At 51.0% G+C, this 20,368-nt stretch carries 24 protein-coding genes and 1 other annotated feature; of the genes, 20 read left to right on the top strand and 4 right to left on the bottom strand.

Features of this window, described 5'->3' with window-relative positions:
* Positions 1-206: 206 nt before the first annotated feature.
* Positions 207-1,184 carry a tRNA dihydrouridine synthase DusB gene (gene dusB / locus RBH76_08420; GenBank protein ID WMJ82762.1) on the top strand — a complete coding sequence of 326 codons (978 nt, stop codon included), beginning with the start codon at positions 207-209 and terminating at the stop codon, positions 1,182-1,184.
* On the opposite strand, the gene RBH76_08415 is transcribed toward dusB, so the two are convergent.
* The gene (locus RBH76_08415) at positions 1,162-2,334 is read right to left on the bottom strand and encodes a DegT/DnrJ/EryC1/StrS family aminotransferase (protein WMJ82761.1); all 1,173 of its coding nucleotides are present in this window, start codon (positions 2,332-2,334) and stop codon (positions 1,162-1,164) included. The genes dusB and RBH76_08415 overlap by 23 nt on opposite strands.
* A gap of 483 nt (positions 2,335-2,817) precedes the next feature.
* On the opposite strand from RBH76_08415, the gene rpmG reads away from it, so the two are divergent.
* From rpmG to aspS, 19 genes are all read left to right on the top strand, one after another.
* Positions 2,818-2,967: a 50S ribosomal protein L33 gene (rpmG, locus tag RBH76_08410; GenBank protein ID WMJ82760.1), complete on the top strand. Its 150-nt coding sequence runs from the start codon at positions 2,818-2,820 to the stop codon at positions 2,965-2,967.
* 22 nt (positions 2,968-2,989) lie between these two features.
* Positions 2,990-3,205: a preprotein translocase subunit SecE gene (secE, locus tag RBH76_08405; protein WMJ82759.1), complete on the top strand. Its 216-nt coding sequence runs from the start codon at positions 2,990-2,992 to the stop codon at positions 3,203-3,205.
* Between the two features lie 17 nt (positions 3,206-3,222).
* Positions 3,223-3,744, top strand: a complete 522-nt coding sequence (gene nusG / locus RBH76_08400) for a transcription termination/antitermination protein NusG (GenBank protein ID WMJ82758.1) — start codon at positions 3,223-3,225, stop codon at positions 3,742-3,744.
* A gap of 116 nt (positions 3,745-3,860) precedes the next feature.
* On the top strand, positions 3,861-4,286 hold the full coding sequence (gene rplK / locus RBH76_08395; protein WMJ82757.1) for a 50S ribosomal protein L11: 426 nt from the start codon (positions 3,861-3,863) through the stop codon (positions 4,284-4,286).
* Positions 4,287-4,301: 15 nt separating this feature from the next.
* Positions 4,302-5,018, top strand: coding sequence for a 50S ribosomal protein L1 (gene rplA, locus RBH76_08390; GenBank protein WMJ82756.1), 717 nt, complete (start codon positions 4,302-4,304; stop codon positions 5,016-5,018).
* A 148-nt stretch (positions 5,019-5,166) separates the two neighbouring features.
* Positions 5,167-5,317 (top strand) — a sequence feature (ribosomal protein L10 leader region).
* Positions 5,318-5,357: 40 nt separating this feature from the next.
* A complete protein-coding gene (gene rplJ, locus RBH76_08385) occupies positions 5,358-5,900 on the top strand; it encodes a 50S ribosomal protein L10 (protein ID WMJ82755.1) in 543 nt (180 codons plus the stop codon).
* A gap of 52 nt (positions 5,901-5,952) precedes the next feature.
* The gene (rplL, locus tag RBH76_08380) at positions 5,953-6,327 is read left to right on the top strand and encodes a 50S ribosomal protein L7/L12 (protein ID WMJ82754.1); all 375 of its coding nucleotides are present in this window, start codon (positions 5,953-5,955) and stop codon (positions 6,325-6,327) included.
* Between the two features lie 333 nt (positions 6,328-6,660).
* Positions 6,661-6,993, top strand: coding sequence for a cell division protein ZapA (locus RBH76_08375; GenBank protein ID WMJ82753.1), 333 nt, complete (start codon positions 6,661-6,663; stop codon positions 6,991-6,993).
* 36 nt (positions 6,994-7,029) lie between these two features.
* Positions 7,030-7,467 (top strand): dUTP diphosphatase, encoded by a 438-nt coding sequence (gene dut / locus RBH76_08370; protein WMJ82752.1) that lies wholly within the window; start codon positions 7,030-7,032, stop codon positions 7,465-7,467.
* A 7-nt stretch (positions 7,468-7,474) separates the two neighbouring features.
* On the top strand, positions 7,475-7,744 hold the full coding sequence (locus RBH76_08365; GenBank protein ID WMJ82751.1) for a DUF4321 domain-containing protein: 270 nt from the start codon (positions 7,475-7,477) through the stop codon (positions 7,742-7,744).
* Positions 7,745-7,765: 21 nt separating this feature from the next.
* Positions 7,766-8,335 (top strand): Maf family protein, encoded by a 570-nt coding sequence (locus RBH76_08360; protein WMJ82750.1) that lies wholly within the window; start codon positions 7,766-7,768, stop codon positions 8,333-8,335.
* A 56-nt stretch (positions 8,336-8,391) separates the two neighbouring features.
* Complete coding sequence (locus tag RBH76_08355; protein WMJ82749.1) at positions 8,392-9,414, top strand: rod shape-determining protein; 1,023 nt, start codon at positions 8,392-8,394, stop codon at positions 9,412-9,414.
* Positions 9,415-9,534: 120 nt separating this feature from the next.
* Positions 9,535-10,386, top strand: a complete 852-nt coding sequence (mreC, locus tag RBH76_08350; protein ID WMJ82748.1) for a rod shape-determining protein MreC — start codon at positions 9,535-9,537, stop codon at positions 10,384-10,386.
* Between the two features lie 10 nt (positions 10,387-10,396).
* Positions 10,397-10,921 (top strand): hypothetical protein, encoded by a 525-nt coding sequence (locus RBH76_08345; GenBank protein WMJ82747.1) that lies wholly within the window; start codon positions 10,397-10,399, stop codon positions 10,919-10,921.
* A 35-nt stretch (positions 10,922-10,956) separates the two neighbouring features.
* Positions 10,957-13,095: a penicillin-binding transpeptidase domain-containing protein gene (locus tag RBH76_08340; protein ID WMJ82746.1), complete on the top strand. Its 2,139-nt coding sequence runs from the start codon at positions 10,957-10,959 to the stop codon at positions 13,093-13,095.
* A gap of 104 nt (positions 13,096-13,199) precedes the next feature.
* The gene (locus RBH76_08335) at positions 13,200-13,934 is read left to right on the top strand and encodes an AAA family ATPase (protein ID WMJ82745.1); all 735 of its coding nucleotides are present in this window, start codon (positions 13,200-13,202) and stop codon (positions 13,932-13,934) included.
* Positions 13,935-13,962: 28 nt separating this feature from the next.
* Complete coding sequence (gene mgsA, locus RBH76_08330) at positions 13,963-14,367, top strand: methylglyoxal synthase (GenBank protein WMJ82744.1); 405 nt, start codon at positions 13,963-13,965, stop codon at positions 14,365-14,367.
* 372 nt (positions 14,368-14,739) lie between these two features.
* On the top strand, positions 14,740-16,053 hold the full coding sequence (gene hisS, locus RBH76_08325; protein WMJ82743.1) for a histidine--tRNA ligase: 1,314 nt from the start codon (positions 14,740-14,742) through the stop codon (positions 16,051-16,053).
* Between the two features lie 38 nt (positions 16,054-16,091).
* On the top strand, positions 16,092-17,879 hold the full coding sequence (gene aspS / locus RBH76_08320) for an aspartate--tRNA ligase (protein ID WMJ82742.1): 1,788 nt from the start codon (positions 16,092-16,094) through the stop codon (positions 17,877-17,879).
* Positions 17,880-18,009: 130 nt separating this feature from the next.
* Here aspS and RBH76_08315 read toward each other — a convergent pair whose 3' ends face one another.
* The 3 genes from RBH76_08315 to RBH76_08305 are packed head-to-tail and all read right to left on the bottom strand — an operon-like array spanning position 18,010 to position 20,259.
* A complete protein-coding gene (locus RBH76_08315) occupies positions 18,010-18,420 on the bottom strand; it encodes a biotin/lipoyl-containing protein (protein WMJ82741.1) in 411 nt (136 codons plus the stop codon).
* Between the two features lie 18 nt (positions 18,421-18,438).
* Entirely contained in the window at positions 18,439-18,804 is a 366-nt protein-coding gene (locus RBH76_08310) for a hypothetical protein (protein WMJ82740.1), read from the bottom strand.
* A gap of 18 nt (positions 18,805-18,822) precedes the next feature.
* Entirely contained in the window at positions 18,823-20,259 is a 1,437-nt protein-coding gene (locus tag RBH76_08305; GenBank protein ID WMJ82739.1) for a pyruvate carboxylase subunit B, read from the bottom strand.
* Between the last annotated feature and the right edge of the window lie 109 nt (positions 20,260-20,368).

Raw genomic sequence — 20,368 nt, 5'->3', positions numbered from 1 at the left:
TTAATGTTGCCTGTCGACATTCACACGGTTGCTTCGCTAGAAGTAAGCTGAAGAACGCAAATTCGCTTATAATAGGCACATTATGGTTATTATACCACAAAAAAATGTCGATGCACCAAAAATTTCAGCATTAATAAAGGAAAATCGGTTGAAGGGGTGCACGTCTTTTGCTAAAATAGAAAGACTTAACAGAGGGGTAATATTTGATGAAAATTTCGACGATAGAAATAAATGGCTTTGCTGCGCTGGCACCGATGGCGGGTGTGGCCGATCACGCAGTGCGCACCATCAGCCGGGCGCACGGTGCGTGTTATACCGTGGGTGAAATGACAAGTGCCAAAGGCATCAGCATGGGTAGCAAAAAGAGCGCAGAACTGCTTGAAGTCGACGATGCGCATCCCTTTGCGGTACAGCTTTTCGGGGTTGATCCTGACTGCATGCGCGAGGCAGCTCAAGCAGCGGCCGAACGACGCCCTGACCTGATCGATCTGAACATGGGTTGCCCTGCGCCTAAAATCACCGGCGGCGGAGCGGGCAGCGCATTGCTTAAAAATTTACCGCTGGCAGAAGCAATTGCCCGCGCGGCTGTTTCGGGCGCGGGCAACATTCCGGTGACGGCTAAAATCCGCCGAGGGTATGATGCGGGTGATAATGTGGCGGTTGAGGCGGCTAAAAGGCTTGAGCAGGCGGGTGTGGCGGCGATTACGCTGCATGGCAGAACTCGCGCGCAGATGTATTCCCCGCCGGTCGATTTGGATTGTATCGCGGCAGTTAAGGCGGCGGTATCTGTGCCGGTTATTGGCAACGGCGATATTTTCACGCCGCAGGACGCAAAACATATGTTTGAATACACTGGCTGCGATCTGGTAATGATCGGTCGTGGCGCACTTGGCAACCCTTGGCTTTTCGGGCAGGTAAATGCGCTTATGCGCGGCGAGGCAGTTCCTGAGACACCAGCGCTTAAAGCACGCCTTGAGGTCATGCAACAGGAAATAGCGCTTTTAATAGCGGATAAAGGCGAGCGTGTGGGCTTTAGAGAAGCCAGAAAGCATGTGGCTTGGTATATGACCGGACTGCGTGGCGCGGCCCAACTGCGCCGTCTATGCGGCGAAATCAGTGGATGGGAGAGTGTTGCCGTCATCTGCGAGATGGCGCAGCAGCTCAACCTTCCAGATATACTTTAATTTGGGCGCAGACCGCTTCGGCTTGCTGGCAGGTCATCAAGCTAGAAAGCGGCAGCGATAACTCGCGAGCAAACAGAGCCATGGCGTTGGGGAAATCTTCGGTTTTTAAGCCCAATTTTTTATAGGCGGAGAGCATCGGCAAGGGTGGGAAATGTAGATTGCAGCAGATGCCGTCTTCGCGTAGGGCATTGAGCAAAAAGTTGCGCTGATTGGCCTTTTGTTCGGGTAGCAGTGCCAAGTAAAGGTGATAAGACGAGTGGTCGCCATGATGCAGTGCCGACCAGTCTTCCGGCAGTAGGCGGTCGTAAGTCTCGCAGACCGCTTTGCGGCGGGCGAGCATGTCGGGATAACGCTTTAGCTGTGACAGTCCGATGGCGGACTGCAAATCTGACAGGTTTGCTTTGTGTCCGAAATCGACAATATCATAGGTGGTGGCGCCGTGGTTTCGCTGCCATGCACTTTTGCTTTGTCCATGCAGAATGCTGTGATTAAGTGCGCGATATATAGCGGCGCTATCTGCGCCGGGGAATTTCCACAGCAGTGCGCCGCCCTCGGCGGTGGTGAGGTTTTTGGTGGCGTGGAACGAAAAGACGCTAAAATCTGCCAGTGCGCCGCTATTGCCCAACGAGCAAGAGGAACCGAGCGAATGTGCCGCGTCGGCGATGACAACGGGGCGACTAAGCGGGATAAGGCCGCCGGAATACGGACGACAAACCGACCCACATGCCGCCTTTATGGCTGAGTAGTCGCAGAGCGTGCCGCCAATATCTACCGGAATGACCGCTGCGGTGCGCGGGGTCAAGTGACGGGCTACGGTATCGGCTGAGAGCAGAAAACTGCCAGGCGCACAGTCGGCTAAAACGGGTGTAGCCCCAACGTGTACGACCGCTGCCGCTGTGGCGGAAAAGGTGTAGGCCGGCACGATGACCTCGTCCCCTGCCCCGACACCGCACAGACGCAGTGCAGCTTCTAGCCCTGTTGTTGCGCTCGAGACGCAGACGGTGCCATCTGCACCGGCAAAAGTGGTAAGTGCCTGTTCAAATTGTGCAGTGATAGCGCCTGTTGTCAGCCAGCCTGAGCGCATAACGGCGAGAACGGCGTCACATTCACTTTGGGTGATATCGGGTGTGGTGAACGGTATGTTTGGCATAATGCGCCTCCTGTTTAAAATTATGTTCTCCAATCTTATGCAGCAAGTTGACAAGCAATGAATAATCACACGGCATAAGATTTTAAATTATGTCCAAGCTTTGTTTTGATGGCTGCGAGGTTATATACTAGTTTTATGCGTTGGTATGACAGGCCGCTGCATTGGAAGTGTTTTGTTAATGTTAAGCCTGATTCGGACTTTGTACAGGCGGTCAAACGCGTTATCCGTCTGCTATACCTTTATGCTTTTTGGGGACGTTACATGACGCGAAGGATATATCAGATATTTTTAAATCATCCAAAAAGCGCAAACGTTTCTAAAAAAGCCGATGAAAAAAGCAAAAAGTGCTTGACGAATTGCCTTTGATTATGCTACGATACTCATACCTCGAAAAGGGTCTATTTTTTTGTGCCCAAAAAAGAGGACACAGGAAATCCCTTGAGGGAGGCAAAAATTAATCCGTTTAACAGGAGGTGCCGAAAAATGCGAGTAAAAATTACTTTGGCCTGCACAGAGTGCAAACAGCGCAACTACAACACGATGAAGAACAAAAAGAACGACCCGGACAGACTTGAGATGAACAAGTATTGCAGATTCTGCAAGAAGCACACCGTTCACAAGGAAACCAAGTAGGAAAGAAAGGCAGGAGATCAAAATGGCAGAAAAGCCTGAGAAGAAGTCTATCTTTGCTCGGTTTAGCAAGTTCTTCCGCGATCAGAAGAGCGAGGTCAAAAAGATTGTTTGGCCTTCAAAGAAGCAGGTGCTCAACAACACCGGTGTCGTACTGATTGCCGTCGCACTCTTTGCGATTTTGACCGGAGGATTCGATTGGGTTCTCGGTATGATCGTTAAAGCCGTGCTCGGCGCTTAAAGTCATGGAGGAACACGATGTCTGATTTAGCCAGATGGTATGTGGTTCACACCTACTCGGGTTACGAGAATAAGGTGGCCAGCAGCATTGAAAATGCTGTGGAAAACCGGAAGCTTCAGGAGTTGATCTGCGAGGTCAAAGTTCCGAGCGAGATGGTTACCGAAATTAAGGACAACAAAAAGCGTGAGGTTGAGCGCAAGGTCTTCCCCGGCTATGTCCTGATTAAAATGGTCATGAACGACGAAACGTGGTATGTTGTGCGCAACATTCGCGGCGTCACCGGTTTTGTGGGCCCGGGCTCAAAGCCTGTTCCGCTGACCGATGAAGAAGTGCAGCGTTTAGGCGTGGAGAAAAACGAAATCGAGATCAACTTCTCGGTTGGCGATAATGTTTCGATCATCGACGGCTACTTTGGCGGATTTATCGGAAGGGTCAACAGCATTGAGAAGGATAAAGGTCTTGTGCGCGTAACCGTTTCGATGATGGGCAAGGATGTGCCTGTTGAGCTTTCGCTCGAGCAGGTGTCCGCGCTCGCGTAGTACTTTTAGCAAACAAAAAGCGATTGAAATCGCGTATAGGCTGTATTATACGGCAGCCTGTGGGAGGGGCTATGTGCCCCGCAAATTAACCACTAATTTTGGAGGTGCAAGTTAAAATGGCACAAAAGGTTGTAGGCTATGTAAAGCTGCAGATTCCCGCCGGAAAGGCAACCCCGGCTCCGCCTGTTGGCCCGGCTCTCGGTCAGCATGGCGTAAATATTATGGCATTCACCAAGGAGTTCAACGAGCGCACGAAGGGTGAAATCGGAATGGTCATTCCGGTTGTCATCACCGTTTATGCTGATCGTTCCTTCTCCTTTATCACCAAGACCCCACCCGCAGCAGTTCTGATCAAGAAGGCGATCGGACTTGAAAGCGGCTCGGGCGTGCCCAACAAGAACAAGGTTGGCAAAATTACCCGCGAGCAGATTCGCCAGATCGCAACCACCAAAATGCCCGACCTTAACGCTGCGAATATCGAGACGGCCATGAGCATGATCGCCGGTACCGCACGTTCTATGGGCGTTGAAGTGATTGAGTAAGAAGGAGGATTTGCAATGAAGCGCGGAAAAAAATACGCTGAAAGCGCCAAACTTGTTGAGGCGCTCAAGCTCTATGAAACTGAAGAAGCATTGGACCTGTGCTTGAAAACTGGAAAGGCCAAGTTCGATGAGACCGTCGAACTGCACATCCGCCTAGGCGTTGACTCCCGCCATGCCGACCAGCAGGTCCGCGGCGCGGTTGTTCTGCCCAACGGCACTGGCAAAACCGTTCGTGTGCTTGCATTCTGCAAGGGTGACAATGTTCAGAAAGCGCTGGACGCAGGCGCTGATTTCGCCGGTTCCGACGAGTATGTCACCAAGATTCAGTCCGAAGGCTGGCTGGACTTTGACGTTGTGATCGCCACTCCCGACATGATGGGCGTTATTGGTCGCCTTGGTAAGGTTCTCGGTCCACGCGGCCTGATGCCTAACCCCAAGGCCGGCACCGTTACCCCCGATGTTGCCAAGGCTGTTACAGAAGCCAAGGCCGGTAAGATCGAGTATCGTCTTGATAAGACCAACATCATTCACTGCCCCATCGGCAAGGTGTCTTTTGGTGCACAGAAGCTGCAGGAGAACTTTGACGCATTGATGGGTGCTGTTGTGAAGGCCAAGCCTGCTGCGGCTAAGGGCCAGTATGTTAAGAGCTGCGTCGTTGCCACCACCATGGGCCCTGGCGTGAAGATCAACCCCTCTAAGTTCCAGGGAACCAACGCGCCTGCTGAAAAGTAACCAGAACAGGTTGTTATAAGGTATTTACGCCCCGCAGTTTTCTGCGGGGCGTTTAAGATTGACAAAGTTTAAGTCTTCATCCAAACAAAACCATTTCAAATTTTTTTGTTTTAAAATTTATTGACAAAGGGATGTTGTTGTGGTATAGTCTTAATGTTGTCACGATCCAAAGACAGCAGGTGCGTTTTGCGCGTAAGGATTTTCCGCCTGCCGAGGAATGAGTGCAAACCATGAAAAATTTTGATGTGTTTGTTGAAGCTCCTTCCCAAGATTGTGGGGAGGGCTTTTTTGCTTTCTTCTTTGGACTTGATACACAACCCATCACAGGAGGTGAATCAAATGCCCAGTGAAAAGACTTTAGCTAAAAAGCAGGAAGTTGTTGCTGATCTTGTGGCCAAGCTCCAGGGGTCTGCTGCTGGTGTTCTCGTTGATTACAAGGGAATTACCGTTGCTGACGATACCAAGCTGCGCCGCGAGCTGCGCGAGGCAGGTGTAGACTACTTTGTTGTTAAGAACACGCTGCTCGAACGCGCTGCTGATCAGGTAGGCTTCCACGATCTGAAGGATCATCTGTCCGGCACGTCTGCCCTTGCAGTCAGCAAAGAGGACGCCGTTGTCGCCGCTAAGATCCTGAGCAAGTACGCTGATGCTTCCAAGGGTAAGTTCACGGTTAAGGCCGGCTTTGTTGATGGCGGTGTTATTGATGCCGCTAAGGTATCGGAGCTTGGCAACCTACCGAGCAGAGAAGGTCTTCTTTCTATGTTGCTTTCTGCCCTTACTGGAAATCTCCGCGGTCTTGCCTGCGCACTTAACAGCATCGCTGAAAAGAATGCTGAAGGCGCTCCCGCCGAGGCTGCTGCCGAGGCTCCCGCTGCTGAATAGTTTAGCGGCAACCATTTTTTGAAAATATGTAATTAACAGGAGGTAAATGATCATGGCTTCTGAGAAGATCACTAAATTTGTTGAAGAAATTAAGACCCTGACCGTTCTCGAGCTCAATGAGCTTGTTAAGGCAATTGAAGAGGAGTTCGGCGTTTCCGCTGCTGCTCCCGTTATGATGGCTGGCGCTGCGCCCGCAGCCGCTGCTGCTGAGGAAAAGACTGAGTTTGACGTTATCCTTGTTGAGGCTGGCGCTTCCAAGATGGGCGTCATCAAGCTCGTTAAGGATGCTTGCGGTCTTGGCCTTAAAGAGGCGAAGGAGCTCGTTGACAACGCGCCCAAGCCCCTCAAGACTGGCATTTCCAAGGCTGATGCCGACGCTCTTGCTGCCCAGTTTACCGACGCTGGCGCTAAGATCGAAGTTAAGTAAGAAGTTTTTTCTTATAAAAAGCGCCTCCTGTTATGGGGGCGTTTTTTTTCGTTATGCAAAATGCTAACAAAGGTTAAAGCGAGGGTAAGCAAAGCACTGGTAGTGGTGTTGGAGTAAAAAAGTTGAAAATAGCCAATAATACAAAGCGAAAGGATATTTTTTCCAAAAATACAAAGAAAATGTGAATTAGATGTTTAATGTTTGCTGTTTTGTATGAAAATTATAGAAAAAGCAGTTTAAAGGCTTTGCAGTATCTTTAAAATGTACTATAATAATCTGTGATACTTTTATTGGATAAAGGTATAAATTGAGAAAGGAAGGGAACGCACTTTTATGATTAACCGCATAAAAATCAGAGTTCTTGAAGCTGCCTATACCATTGCGTCTCCCGAAAGCGAAGAGTATGTCCAGGCACTGGCGGCGGAGCTGGACGCCCAGGCACGTGCTCTGATGGATGTTGATGCAAAGCTTTCGCCCAATGCTGCGCTGATTCTTTGCGCTATGGGGTATGCCGACTCTTTTCATAAAAGCGAGCAGTCGGCGGATCATATGCGTTCTCAGCTGACCGGCTATCTCGAGGATGCATCCAAGGCGCGTGCTGAGTTGGACGAGGCCAGACGCGAGATTGAAAAACTGCGTCGACAGCTTTCTGCTGCCGGAAAATAGATTTTTTTATTTGGACGCAGTAATCAGGAGGATTTTATGACACTGCAAATAAAGCGGGTACGTGCCCAAGCGGTACTGCCCGAGCGGGCAACTCAAGGCTCGGCGGGGCTGGATCTTAGAGCCTGTACGACCGATGAGACCTGCATCATGCCCGGAGATACCGCGTTGCTACCCACTGGCCTGGCGGTTGCACTGCCGGAGGGAAGCGTGGGGTTAGTATTTGGCCGAAGCGGTCTGGGCATTCGTCATGGCATTGTACCCGCCAATGCGGTAGGTGTAATTGACGCCGACTATCGGGGTGAAATCCAGGTCGGGTTGACCAATCACTCAGCGGAGCCATACATCATCGTTCCCGGCGACCGTATTGCACAGCTAGTTATTGTGCCTGTGCTAACGCCACCGATTGAAGAAGTAACTAATCTTTCAGATACCGCACGCGGTGAAGGCGGATTTGGCTCTACCGGGAAGGAATGACATCAACGTGAAACTTAAACGTAATCTTGTTTTTTTATTTTTCCTACTGGCTGGCATCATTCTAGGGGCGTTGCTGGCGTCTCTCGGGCAGCAGGCCGCTTTTTTAAGCTGGTTAGCTTATGGCAAAACGGTGGGGATATCGGTTTCAGATCCATTAATTTTAGACTTATCAATGCTACGTATGGCGTTTGGTCTGGAGATCGGCGTGAATGTCGCACAGATTATTACGATAACCATTTCGTTACTTATTTATAAAAGCGTTTCACAAAAGCTGTGACGCAAAGGAGCTTTTAAACCTATGGCGTTAATTCTGGCTTCGGCTTCTCCCAGGCGGTTTGAATTGTTAAAGCTTATCACCGAGGATTTTTTAGTTGTGACATCACGGGCGGATGAGTCGCTTTCTCCCGGCATACTACCACAGCAGGCGGTCATTCTGTTAGCGCAGCGAAAGGCCGAAGCGGTGGCGGAATATCGTCCCGACGACGTCGTTATAGGGGCCGACACGGTGGTAGCATTGGATGATCAAATCTTTGGTAAACCGTGCGACCGCAAGGAGGCCGCTGAAATGCTGAGCACTCTTTCTGGCAAAACCCATGAAGTGTACACCGGTGTTTGTATTTGGCACAAAGGTGTCGCTGACTGCTTTTCTCAGGTAGCCAAGGTCACCTTCGCCAAGATGGACAAGCAAGAAATCGCAGACTATGTGGCCAGCGAAGAACCGGACGATAAGGCTGGCGCTTATGGCATACAAGGGTTGGGCGCGCGGTTTATTGCACGTCTTGAGGGGGACTATTACACCGTGATGGGGCTCCCGGTTCAAGCGTTATATCAGGCGCTGCGGCAAAAAGGTTTGCTGACGTCTCTATAAATAAAATTATCAGGCTGTATTAAACGTCTTTAGATTATAGTCTAGGAGGAAAAAACATGCTTTCTTTTTCCAAGGATATCGGCATTGACCTTGGCACCGCCAACACCCTTGTGTTTATGAAGGGTAAAGGCATTATTCTGCGTGAGCCCTCGGTTGTGGCGGTGGACACTCGCAAGGACGAGGTGCTTTATGTCGGACAGGAGGCCAAGGAAGTCATTGGTAGAACGCCGGGTTCTATCGTCGCGATGCGTCCGTTAAAGGACGGCGTTATTGCCGATTTTGATATTACGGCAAACATGCTCCAACGCTTCATCAAGAAGGTGTGTGGCAACTCCTTCTTGGCGCGCCCGAATATTGTCATTTGCATTCCCTCGGGCGTGACCGAGGTTGAACGCCGCGCCGTACGCGAGGCTGCTGTGGCTGCGGGTGGAAGACGTGTTTCAATTATAGAAGAGCCTATGGCTGCTGCTATTGGCGCCGGGTTACCTGTTGCGGAAGCAACCGGTAGCATGGTGGTGGATATCGGCGGCGGCACGAGCGAAGTAGCTGTTATTTCACTGGGCGGCATTGTAACGGCGCGCTCGGTGCGTGTAGGCGGCGATTCTTTTGATTTTGCTATCATTCAATACATCAAGCGCAAACACAATCTTCTCATCGGCGAGCGTACCGCCGAGCAGATCAAGATCGATATCGGATCAGCCTTCCCCTATGAGGAAGAGATTGTTATGGATATTAAAGGCCGCAATCTAGTGGATGGCCTACCCAAAAATATTCAGATTACGCCGAAAGAGATTCGCGAGGCGCTGGCCGATTCTATTTCATCGGTGCTTGATGCGATTAAAACCACCCTTGAGCGCACGCCGCCCGAGTTGGCGGCCGACATTATTGACCACGGCATTATGTTAACTGGCGGTGGTGCAATGCTGCGCGGGTTGGACAAACTGATATCGAAGGAAACCGGCATTAACGTATTAATTGCCGATGACCCGCTGGACTGCGTCGCTATCGGCACTGGGCGGGTGCTGGAAGACATTGACCGTCTGCGCGACGTGCTTTCTAGCGGCGAGGACAAGCGCTGACAAAGAGTATCACGCCCGCGCTTAAAACACGATGACCCAAGGCAGGGGCAGGGGCGTAGCTTGCGGCCTTGCTTCTGCCTGTTTTCATTGTGTTTTATGGCATTTTAAGGAGGTGACTGCATGGAGGATTTTTTTAAGAGCCGGCATTTTAAAATTTTGGCGCTGGTTTTGGCGTTGGTGTTTGCTTTTACGCTTCGCGCTGCGCACACAGGCACAGCCATTCCGATGATTTCTCAGGTGACCGCCTGGGTGCTGACGCCGCTTCAGCGTGCCAGCGCGCAGCTCACCTATAGCGTCGATGACGCCGTTAGCGAATATTTTTCGGGGCCGCGGCTTGCGGATGAAAACGACCAGCTTCGCACTGAAAACGCCGACCTACGCAGTCAGCTTGTGGAGTATGATCGACTTAAAGCTGAGAATGACCAGCTGAAAAATTATCTCGAAATTAAAGAAAAGAACCCAGATTTTGACTTTGAACCTGCGATGGTTATCGGCCGCGATGCGGCCGACCGATTTTATTCTTTTACTATTGACAAAGGCAGTAGTGACGGTATCACCAAGAACGACCCTGTGATCACACAAGAGGGATTGGTGGGCATTGTACAAGAGGTGGGCATCACCCATTCCAAGGTGCTTACGATACTCGACGTAATGGTTGAGGTTGGTGTGATCAATACCAACACAAGGGAGATTGGCGTGACAACCGGTGAGCTTGCCCTTGCTGAGCAGGGTATGCTGCGCCTTTCTTATCTACCTCGGGAATCTGTGGCAAAGGTGGGCGATCTTGTGGCAACAACCGGTGTCGGCGGGCTGTTCCCCAGAGAGCTGGTTATCGGTACCATTAAAGAAATCTTACCGGATAGCAAGGGCTTGTCGCTTTACGCCGTAGTATCACCGCCTGCCGATATTCGAGGCGTTCGCGATGTTTTAGTGATAAAGCACTTTGAAGGGCAGGCCTCTGCTGGCCAATAGGAGAATTATATTGGAACAAAAGACACTTAGGCTCTTTATTTTTAAAAACGTGATTTATACCGTTTTTATTTTAGTTTGCTATATTTTGCAGGAGACCCCCCGGCTGCTGACTATCGGGAATGTGCGCCCGATTTTGGTTATTTCGGTCATCACGGCGATTGCGATGATTGAGGGTGAGTTTGCAGGGGGGCTTTTTGGCTTGCTAGGCGGCGTTTTGTGTGACACCGCCGCTTTTCATATATTTGGTGTGGCACCAATATTTTTTCTCATACTCGGCTGCGCATGCGGGCTGTTGGTAATCTATCTCATTCAGCCCAATGTTAAAACAGCCTTTTTACTTTGCGGCGGATTTGCGCTGATTTATGGTATGGTTGCGCATTATCTTATTTACGGCATCTGGGGCTATGCGGGAGCCAATCGGCTATTGCTGACTAAAACGCTGCCATGCGCAGTATATACGGCAGTGTTTGGGATGGCGGCCTTTTTGCTTGTAAGATGGGTACACGAGTGGTTTGAAGAGAAGGTTTTACAGTAATTTATGCGTTGCTTTAGAAAAGGGGGTGTGCGAGTGTGAAAATTTCTCAAGAAAAGCTTAGGCTGATAACGCTTGGTGTTGTCGTTTGGTTGGTGTTCAGCCTGTTTTTATTCAGACTCGCACAGGTGCAGATTGTTTCAGGTGCCGACTATCTGGCCAAACAGCAACAGGGTAGCAGTCGGACGCAGGTTATTAAGGCGGCACGTGGCGAGATTGTGGATAGGCAAGGCCGACCGTTTTCCTATAATGAAGCTTGCTACAATTTGGTGTTTGATCGTGCACTGGCGCCCGAAGGTAGCGAGAATGAAACTATTTTGAAGCTGATTGATGTGCTCAGGAGCGCTAATGAGCAGTGGATTGACAACCTGCCGCTGATCATTACCGAAGAAGGTGTGGCCTTTTCCGAGGACAGTGATGCGGTTGCACGGCTGCGCAAACATCTTGGGACTAACAGCTACACTGAGGCGGAGGATGTGTTCTATTGGCTGCGGCAGCGCTATCATCTGACAGCCGAGCCCGAAGACCCTAAGGTAACTTGGTTCACCGCTCTAACGCCTGAGTCGAAGAGTTGGCTTGAAGGCTTGACAGAGGCACAGGCGCGCGATATTGCCGGTGTGCGCTATGAAATGGAGCGCAAGGGCTATTCGCTAGCGGTGCGATATACCTTCGCTGAGAACATTTCGCTGGAAACGGCCGTGCTGATACGACAGATGAGCAATGCTATTCCGGGTGTTGAGGTAGCTGAAACCGCCCGGCGCGGCTATATCGATGGCGATCTGGCCCCGCATATCATTGGGCGCATTGGTGCGATTTTCGCTGATGAACTGGAAGGTTATCTCTCTCAGAACAAGGGATACACCCGTGACGATCTTGTGGGCAAGGAAGGTATTGAACGCGCCTTTGAATCGACATTGCGCGGTGTTGATGGTGTGCGCAGAATTGATCTGGATGCCTCTTACCATGTGGTGGATATCACGGAGGAGCAGGCGGCGGTGCCGGGTAATACGCTGGTGCTGACCATCGATAAGGATATTCAGCGCACCGCCAGAGACGCGCTGGTTAAGGAGATTAAATACCTCAACGAAAACGCACCGGAGGGCCAGGGAAAAGAGGCCAATGCCGGTGCGGTTGTAGCGATAGATGTTAAAAACTCTGAGGTGCTGGCGGCGGTCACCTACCCATCGTATAACCTTGAGACCTATTCCGAGGATTATGCCAAGAATGCTTCGGATGAGCTTTATCCGTTTTTAAACCGTGCATTTTCAGGTATCTATGCACCGGGTTCTTGTTTTAAGCCTGTGGTTGGTACCGCGGGGATGGCGGAGGGTATTATCACGCCCGGAACAACCGTGAACTGTCAGCGTGTTTATACATTTTTACCGACCTATCAGCCGACTTGTTTGGGCTACCATGGGCCTTTTACCCTCGCAGACTCGCTGCGTGCTTCATGCAACATCTTTTTCTATGATACCGGCAGGCAGTTAGGCATAGCCCGCATCAACCAATATGCGAAGGGGTTGGGGCTGGGCGTTCCCACCGGCATTGAGCTAACTGAGGCGAAGGGAACTCAGTGCGACCCGAACACCGTGTATCCCGGCGACGTTTTACAGGCGGCGATAGGTCAGCTGGATAACGGCTATACGCCTGTTCAGCTTGCCAACTATTGTGCGACTCTTGCACGGCGCGGTGTGCGCATGAAGCTGTCTCTGGTGAAATCGATATCATCTTATTATAATTGGGAGGAAACGATTTCTACCCACACGCCGGAGGTAGCCGATACACTGGGAGCTGATCCATCAATTTTTGACCCAGTTATCGATGGTATGGTTCAGGCCTCCCACGATGTCCGCGGAACTGCTTACCGCTATTTGGGTGATTACCCGGTTATGGTGGCTTCAAAGACGGGAACCCCTCAGACAAATGAATTTCCAAACTCGACCTTTATCTGCTTTGCACCCGCCGACGACCCCCAGATTGCGATAGCGGTAGTCATCGAAAAGGGCTGGCATGGTTACACCGGCGCGCCAGTTGCACGCGCCGTGCTTGATTCCTTCTTTTTCCCAGACAAGGCAGAGAACATCGCTGACGAGACGAAGCCCCAAACGGCTGAAAGCGCGCCGGAAAGCAGTGAAGTAACTGGCGAACAGGGCAATGCGGGAATACAGGCGCCCTGAGCGGAAAAGAGATAAAAAATTCTTAGAAATTTTGCTTTTTTACCTGAACAATGTCTGGTCAGCAGCTTATTTTTGTGATAAGATTGGACAATAGGGGGATTGAAATGTCAAATATTCTGGTTGTAACATCGGGCAAGGGCGGAACCGGAAAAACCACCGTTTCGTATTTGCTGGCGCGGGCGCTTTGTCGCCGCCATAAAAATGTGTTGCTTCTGGAGCTTGATAGCGGTCTTCGCGGGCTGGATTTGATAATGGGGGTATCGGATAAGATCGTCTATGACCTGTCCGACGTTTTGTCGGGACGGTGTAAGCCGATTAAGGCCATCACGGTCTGCGATGTGCCCCGGGGCAACCTTCATCTGATTGCGGCACCGATGGACAGACACTTTTTGCCCGACCGTGCGAGTCTGACGGCGTTGCTCAAAGGATTGGCAGGCTGCTATGATTATTTGATACTTGATACCTCAGCAGGGCTAGGGCGTGGTTTTGATGTCGCATGTTCGGTGTGCAACAATGCGTTGATTGTTTGTACCGGCGACCCGGTTTCAGTCCGGGATGCCGCCAAGGCAGCGCAATTACTACAGGAAAAAAAGCCCAGACTGGTAATTAATAAGTTTTTACGGCACATACTATCTAAGGATCTGCCCGATTTGGATGCGGTAATCGACCGTGTCGGGGCGCAGTTAGTCGCGGTCATCCCCGAGGATCCGCTGGTGGAACGGCTGCTGGCGAAGGGAGAATCACTACCGCAAAGCAGTATGGCTTGGCGAGAGGTTGAAGATATGACCAGACGAATTTTGGGTGAAAGAGTGAGACTTAATGTTGAGCGCTTGAAATAAAGCGACTGCATAAAGATGGAGGATGAGTATGAATATCGCATTAATAGCACATGATTCGAAGAAAGAGCTAATGGTACAGTTTTGCATTGCGTACAGCGGCATCCTCAGTCAGCACAATATCTGTGCGACCGGTACAACCGGAAAACTGGTGGCCGAGGCAACCGGCCTGCGTATTTTCAGATTTCTTTCGGGTGAACAGGGCGGCGATCAGCAGATTGCTGCGCGTATTGCTTGCAACGAGATTGACTTATTGCTGTTCCTAAGAGACCCGCTGACTATGAAACCGGGCGAGCCGGACGAAGCTAATCTGATTCGCCTCTGCGACGTACATTCTATTCCGATGGCAACGAATATTGCCACCGCCGAAGCGCTCATCCATGCACTGGAGAAGGGCGACCTTGACTGGAGAGATATTGTCAACCCCAAGCGCTAATTTAAACATGTGTTTTAAATAGACCAAAAACGTTGAAGCGGAAGCAGTAGTCTGTCAATGACGCCTACAGAGAAGGGGCCGCCCAAGCATATGCGCTGGGTTTGCGGCTGAGAGCCCCGCCGGAAGGACAGAAGAAGGACATCCGCCGAGTTGAAAGCGAAAAACGCTTTTCGCCTGCTCTGCGTTAAAGGAGCACCTGTTGAGATGGACGAACCGCTTAGGCTATGTCGTTCAAACGAGGGTGGCACCGCGTGGAACTTTCCCCGCCCCTTTTGCTGATTGGGGCGGGGTATTTTATATTTACATCCGTCTTAAAATTGGATACTATGTGTAGAATACAAAAAGAACAATACTACAAGGAGATTGATTTTTATGAAACCGCTCACTTCTGCCCCAAAAGGGACACAGGACGCTTTACCCAGCGACATTACGCGCTGGCACTATGTTGAGCGTACGGCGTTGGATATCGCCGAGCGCTACGGCTTTTTTGAAATGCGCACCCCTACGTTTGAACACACCGAACTGTTTAACCGTGCCGTGGGCGACACCACCGACGTGGTGCAAAAGGAGATGTACACCTTCAATGATAAGAAAGATCGCTCGATTACGTTGCGTCCTGAAGGGACAGCGGGCGTTGTCAGAGCGGCGATAGAGCATAATCTGCTGGGTGGTCAGCTTCCGGTCAAGGCCAGTTATGTCATCAGCTGCTTCCGCTATGAGAAGCCGCAGGCCGGCCGTCTGCGCGAGTTCCACCAGTTTGGCATCGAATCGCTGGGTTCCCCCTTCCCCGCTGCCGATGCCGAGGTTATTGCGCTGGGCAATCAGGTGCTTCAGACGCTGGGTGTGGATAAAATCAAGTTATTTATCAACTCCATTGGCTGCAAGCAGTGCCGGCCTTCTTATCAGGTGAAGCTTAAAGAATATTTCTCAGCACATAAAGAAAAGCTTTGTGAAACCTGCTTGACTCGTCTTGAAACCAACCCCCTGCGCATCATCGACTGCAAAAGTTCAGTGTGCAAGGAAATTGCCGCCAAAGCGCCCAAAATGATCGATCACCTGTGCCCTGAGTGTGAGGAACATTTTGCTGAGCTGCGTGAACGGCTGGAGGCAATGGGGATCGCCTATGAAATCGACCCCGATATTGTGCGAGGCCTTGACTATTACTGCCGCACCGTCTTTGAGTTTGTCACCGAAGCCATTGGCGCGCAGGGAACTGTTTGCGGCGGCGGACGGTATGACGGATTGATTGAGGAGCTGGGCGGCCCCACGCTGCCTGGAGTGGGTTTTGCAATGGGGCTGGAACGCCTTCAGCTTGTTATGGCAGCGTCAAATGCCGAGACCCCTGCTGCCCTGATCTGTGAGTTGTTTATCGCGCCGATGGGTAAAGCAGCCTCGATCGCGGCCGGCACGCTAGTGCAAAAGCTGCGCGCTGAGGGTATTTCCGCGGACTGTGAGACGATGGGTCGAAGCTTAAAGGCACAGATGCGTTATGCCGACAAACTGGGTGCGATTTACACGATGGTGCTGGGGGATAATGAACTGGCTGCAGGGAAGGCGACCATCAAAGAAATGGCGACTGGAACCACTAGTGAGATTACGCTGGGAGACGGGTTTACCAACGAATTTATCAAGCTTTCAATGCAGCGTTGTATCGGCGATGTGGCAGATGCAGCTGCTAAATTATAAATCCAATAGAAGATTGATGGATAAAAGGAGTAATGGCAATGGCAGACCTTATGAACGGTATGAAGCGCACCGCCTACTGCGGTGAGGTTTCTGCCGATATGATTGGCAAAGAGCTGATATTGGCGGGCTGGGCGGCCAAGCAGCGTGATTTAGGCAACCTTATTTTTATTGACCTGCGTGACCGCACTGGCATTGCGCAGCTGGCGTTTGATGATTCCACCAGTCGAGAGACCTTTGAGAAGGCTTCTTCGGTACGTTCGGAGTATGTGCTGCTGGCCAAGGGCGTACTACGCCGCCGTGAGTCGGTGAACAAGGATATTGCCACCGGCGAGGTGGAGTTGTATGTATCCGAGCTGAGAGTGCTGGCGGTCAGTGAGACCCCGCCCTTTGACATTAAGGATGGCATCAAGACCAACGAAGAATTGCGTCTGCGCTATCGTTATCTCGACCTGCGCCGTAACGAGCTGCAATCGGCCATTCTCATGCGCCACCGCATTGTTAAGTTGGTGCGCGACTATTTTGACAAAAACCGCTTTGTCGAGATCGAGACGCCGATTCTGATGAAACCCACGCCAGAAGGTGCGCGTGACTATCTGGTACCTTCTCGTGTGCATCCCGGCAAATTCTACGCGCTGCCGCAGTCGCCGCAGCTTTATAAGCAGATTTCAATGTTGGCGGGCTTTGACCGCTATATGCAGATTGCCCGCTGCTTCCGCGACGAGGATCTGCGTGCCGATCGCCAGCCGGAGTTTACCCAGATCGATATTGAAATGTCTTTTGTAGACGAAATGGATGTGCAGACCGTCAACGAGGGATTGATGAAGGATATCTTCAAAGAGATCATGGGGATGGAGCTTGAGTTGCCATTGCGTCGTATCACGTATAAAGAGGCGATGGAGCGCTTTGGCTCGGACAAGCCCGACACCCGGTTTGGGCTGGAGTTGCAAAATCTTTCGGATATTTTGAAGGATACTGAATTTGCTGTGTTCAAGAGTGCTTTGGAGGCTGGCGGTAGTGTACGCGCTATCAATGTCAAGGGTGCAGCGGCTACCCTCTCACGCAAGGAAATTGATAAACTGGTGGATGTTGCCAAGCTTTATAAGGCTAAAGGCCTTGCGTTTACCCGTGTGACCGAGGACACACGATCCTCTTCTTTTGAGAAGTTCCTCACCGAGGCGGAGATTAAGGCGATTCACGAGCGTATGGATATTAAGACTGGCGACGTGCTGCTGGTGGTGGCGGATCCGCACGACAGCGTTGTGTTTGCGGCACTCGGCGCGTTGCGGCTGAATCTCGCCAAGAGATTGGCGCTTATTCCTGAAAACACCTATGATCTGTTGTGGGTTACCGATTTCCCGTTGTTTGAGTATGACCCTGACGAGGGGCGTTACTACGCGATGCACCACCCCTTTACCTGCCCGAACTTTGAGGATTTGAACAAGATGGAATCTGATTTAGGGGCGGTGCGCGCCCGCGCCTATGACCTAGTGCTCAATGGCACCGAGTTGGGTGGCGGCTCGATTCGTATCTCTGATCCGGTGATTCAGCGGAAAATGTTCACGGCTCTTGGCATGAGCGACGAGGAGGCCAACGACAAATTTGGCTTCCTACTCGAGGCCTTTAAATACGGTGTTCCGCCCCACGGTGGCATGGCCTACGGCCTTGACCGACTTGTGATGTTGCTCTTGAACAAGGAGAGCATTCGTGATGTTATCCCTTTCCCCAAGGTCCAAAACGCCAGCGAGCTGATGACTGCCTGCCCCACCAATGTAGATGGCAAGTCACTCGATGAACTTTCGATCGCTGTGGTGTGTGAGGAAGAATAACAATATTAAATAGAGAGCGAGCAAAGCGGTTTGAATAAATCGCTTTGCTCGCCTTTTGCTTATTAAAAAAGTTGTACGCACAATCTTGTGCGTACAACTTTAGATAATTATAAAAGAAATTGAAGGGGGATTAGCTGATGGTGACCATGGCGTCACCAGAGTTGACAGAAGAACCCTCATTGACGGTGACAGAAGTTACAGTACCGTCGCAGGGAGCAAAGATTTCATTTTCCATCTTCATCGCCTCAAGCACCAGCAATACCTGACCGTCGGTGACCTTGTCGCCCTTTTTGACCAGCATCTTCAAAACGGTACCGGGCATGGGGGCACTTACTGCTTTCCCAGCAGCCGAGGCGGCAGGGGTAGGAGCGGGGGCCGCAACAGGTGTAGGTGTAGGTGTTGCGACGGGCGTAACCGCAGGAGCAGGTGCTGCAGGAGCAAGTGAAGCAGTACCTGCCGCTGAAACTGATAACACCTCGGCAGATCCCTGAGAGACTTCTACCTCATAATCTTTTCCGTTGAGGGTAACGACATATTTCATTGATGTTCAACCTCCTTTTTACAGTGCGGTAATCGACTTAAAGCGCAATGCTGCGGGGTTTTGGCCCAACTCATCGCAGAGGATAGCGATAATCATAGCCGCGGTGGAATCATCTACGCCAGAGAGTAAAACCTCACCGCTGGAAGCAGCGGGGATGGCAACAGTCGGAACAGATGTTACCGACACAGCAGGTGCTGCAGCGGAAGGTGGTACAAAGGAGGGGTCACCATACAACGCGACCGCCTTGTTATAGGCTTCCATGTCACGTTCATACTTTTCCATCGCAATTTTATACGCTTTTTCACGCTTATAAAGCATAAAAAGAATTAATAATGCGACAGCGCCAAAAAGAATTAGAATACCAAAGATAGCAGAGCTACTCATAACACACCCGCCTCCTGATTAATCTATTCTCCGCACACTGTACTTGACAGCAGCGGGTTTCTTGTCAGCGGCAATGGCGGCAGTGACGGCAGCTGCGACAGCGGCGGCCTCGACAGGGTTATCGCGGTGCTCAAAATATTTTTCGGCAAGCTGTGGGAACACCAGATAGGAGAGAACGTCTTCGTCACACTTGGCTTTAGCACCAAGCTCTTTCTTGGTAGATTCAAAAGCGGGCGCAAGGCTGTCAGCAAAACGTGCAGTAGAGGGCTTGACGTCACCGAGTACCTTCTTAATAATCTCGGGGTTGACCTCGCCGGGCGCACGGCCATATTCACCGCGCAGATATGCGCGAACCTCGTTGGAAACCATCTTATAGCGCTCGCCGGCCAACACGTTCATAACAGCCTGAACACCGGTGATTTGGCTGGTCGGGGTGACCAGCGGTGGGTGGCCAAGGTCTGCCTTGACGCGCGGAATTTCCGCGAGGGCTTCATCAAACTTGTCTAGCGCGTTCTGCTGTTTGAGCTGGGCGATCAGATTTGATAGCATGCCGCCGGGAACCTGGTAGATGAGTGCGTCGGTCTTGGTGCCCATGACATAGGGATCGAGCAGACCAGTTTCGATCGCGCGTTTTTGCACGGGGATAAAGTGGTCGTTAACTTTCTTGGCGGCCATGTCGTCAATATCGACCTGATAACCGAGCTGGCGCAACGCGTAAGCCATACTTTCGGTGGCATACTGACTGGTGCCGCCAGACATACTGGAGATAGCGGTGTCGATGACATCTGCGCCAGCCTCGACCGCCTTTAAGAGGGTAAGCGGTGCAATACCGGTGGTGCTGTGGGTGTGTATAACAATGGGGAGGTTGACATTTTCTTTCAGAGCCTTAACCAGATCATAAGCTTCCTGTGGGCCCATAATACCGGACATGTCTTTAATGCAGATGGTGTCAGCGCCCATGTCACGCAACTGATTGCCCAACTCGACATATTTTTCAAGAGTGTGAACTGGGCTGATGGTAAAGCAAATGGTACCAGATGCTATCGCACCATATTTTTTTGTGGACTTAATAGCAACCTCAAGATTGCGAGGATCGTTGAGCGCGTCGAAAATGCGGATAATGTCGATGCCGTTTTTAACCGAGCGCTCGACAAATTTTTCGACCACATCATCGGGATAAGGCTTATAACCTAAAAGATTCTGGCCACGTAGCAGCATCTGCAGCTTGGTGTCCGGAACAGTTTTGCGAATTTTGCGCAGCCGCTCCCACGGATCTTCGTTGAGGTAACGGAGGCAGGTGTCGAAGGTGGCGCCGCCCCAACATTCAATAGAGTAATAGCCTACCTTATTGATGGTTGAGAGGATTTCTTCAAAGTCAGAAAACGGCATTCTTGTTGCAATCAGAGATTGCTGCGCGTCTCTGAGAACAGTTTCAGTGATTCCAATTTTTCTCATTCTTTCTTTTACCTCCTGATGACATTTGCAATTATTGGTGTAAGACTCAGCTTATATTTCCTGCTCATTGTACCATAACAAGCATTAGCATTCAAGTAAATGGAAATGA

The sequence above is a fragment of the Oscillospiraceae bacterium MB24-C1 genome (genome assembly GCA_030913685.1).
Classification (GTDB): Bacteria; Bacillota; Clostridia; order Oscillospirales; family Ruminococcaceae; genus Yanshouia.
This window is presented reverse-complemented; position numbering and strand designations above follow the sequence as displayed.

What these genes read in the sequence shown, in the direction of transcription:
- RBH76_08315 (WMJ82741.1), bottom strand. Translation starts at nt 18,420, where the DNA reads ATGAAATATGTCGTTACCCTCAACGGAAAAGATTATGAGGTAGAAGTC.
- rplJ (WMJ82755.1), top strand. Translation starts at nt 5,358, where the DNA reads ATGCCCAGTGAAAAGACTTTAGCTAAAAAGCAGGAAGTTGTTGCTGAT.
- rplL (WMJ82754.1), top strand. Translation starts at nt 5,953, where the DNA reads ATGGCTTCTGAGAAGATCACTAAATTTGTTGAAGAAATTAAGACCCTG.
- aspS (WMJ82742.1), top strand. Translation starts at nt 16,092, where the DNA reads ATGGCAGACCTTATGAACGGTATGAAGCGCACCGCCTACTGCGGTGAG.
- RBH76_08375 (WMJ82753.1), top strand. Translation starts at nt 6,661, where the DNA reads ATGATTAACCGCATAAAAATCAGAGTTCTTGAAGCTGCCTATACCATT.
- RBH76_08360 (WMJ82750.1), top strand. Translation starts at nt 7,766, where the DNA reads ATGGCGTTAATTCTGGCTTCGGCTTCTCCCAGGCGGTTTGAATTGTTA.
- RBH76_08355 (WMJ82749.1), top strand. Translation starts at nt 8,392, where the DNA reads ATGCTTTCTTTTTCCAAGGATATCGGCATTGACCTTGGCACCGCCAAC.
- rpmG (WMJ82760.1), top strand. Translation starts at nt 2,818, where the DNA reads ATGCGAGTAAAAATTACTTTGGCCTGCACAGAGTGCAAACAGCGCAAC.
- dut (WMJ82752.1), top strand. Translation starts at nt 7,030, where the DNA reads ATGACACTGCAAATAAAGCGGGTACGTGCCCAAGCGGTACTGCCCGAG.
- mreC (WMJ82748.1), top strand. Translation starts at nt 9,535, where the DNA reads ATGGAGGATTTTTTTAAGAGCCGGCATTTTAAAATTTTGGCGCTGGTT.
- RBH76_08305 (WMJ82739.1), bottom strand. Translation starts at nt 20,259, where the DNA reads ATGAGAAAAATTGGAATCACTGAAACTGTTCTCAGAGACGCGCAGCAA.
- rplA (WMJ82756.1), top strand. Translation starts at nt 4,302, where the DNA reads ATGAAGCGCGGAAAAAAATACGCTGAAAGCGCCAAACTTGTTGAGGCG.
- hisS (WMJ82743.1), top strand. Translation starts at nt 14,740, where the DNA reads ATGAAACCGCTCACTTCTGCCCCAAAAGGGACACAGGACGCTTTACCC.
- mgsA (WMJ82744.1), top strand. Translation starts at nt 13,963, where the DNA reads ATGAATATCGCATTAATAGCACATGATTCGAAGAAAGAGCTAATGGTA.
- RBH76_08310 (WMJ82740.1), bottom strand. Translation starts at nt 18,804, where the DNA reads ATGAGTAGCTCTGCTATCTTTGGTATTCTAATTCTTTTTGGCGCTGTC.
- rplK (WMJ82757.1), top strand. Translation starts at nt 3,861, where the DNA reads ATGGCACAAAAGGTTGTAGGCTATGTAAAGCTGCAGATTCCCGCCGGA.
- RBH76_08335 (WMJ82745.1), top strand. Translation starts at nt 13,200, where the DNA reads ATGTCAAATATTCTGGTTGTAACATCGGGCAAGGGCGGAACCGGAAAA.
- secE (WMJ82759.1), top strand. Translation starts at nt 2,990, where the DNA reads ATGGCAGAAAAGCCTGAGAAGAAGTCTATCTTTGCTCGGTTTAGCAAG.
- dusB (WMJ82762.1), top strand. Translation starts at nt 207, where the DNA reads ATGAAAATTTCGACGATAGAAATAAATGGCTTTGCTGCGCTGGCACCG.
- RBH76_08415 (WMJ82761.1), bottom strand. Translation starts at nt 2,334, where the DNA reads ATGCCAAACATACCGTTCACCACACCCGATATCACCCAAAGTGAATGT.
- nusG (WMJ82758.1), top strand. Translation starts at nt 3,223, where the DNA reads ATGTCTGATTTAGCCAGATGGTATGTGGTTCACACCTACTCGGGTTAC.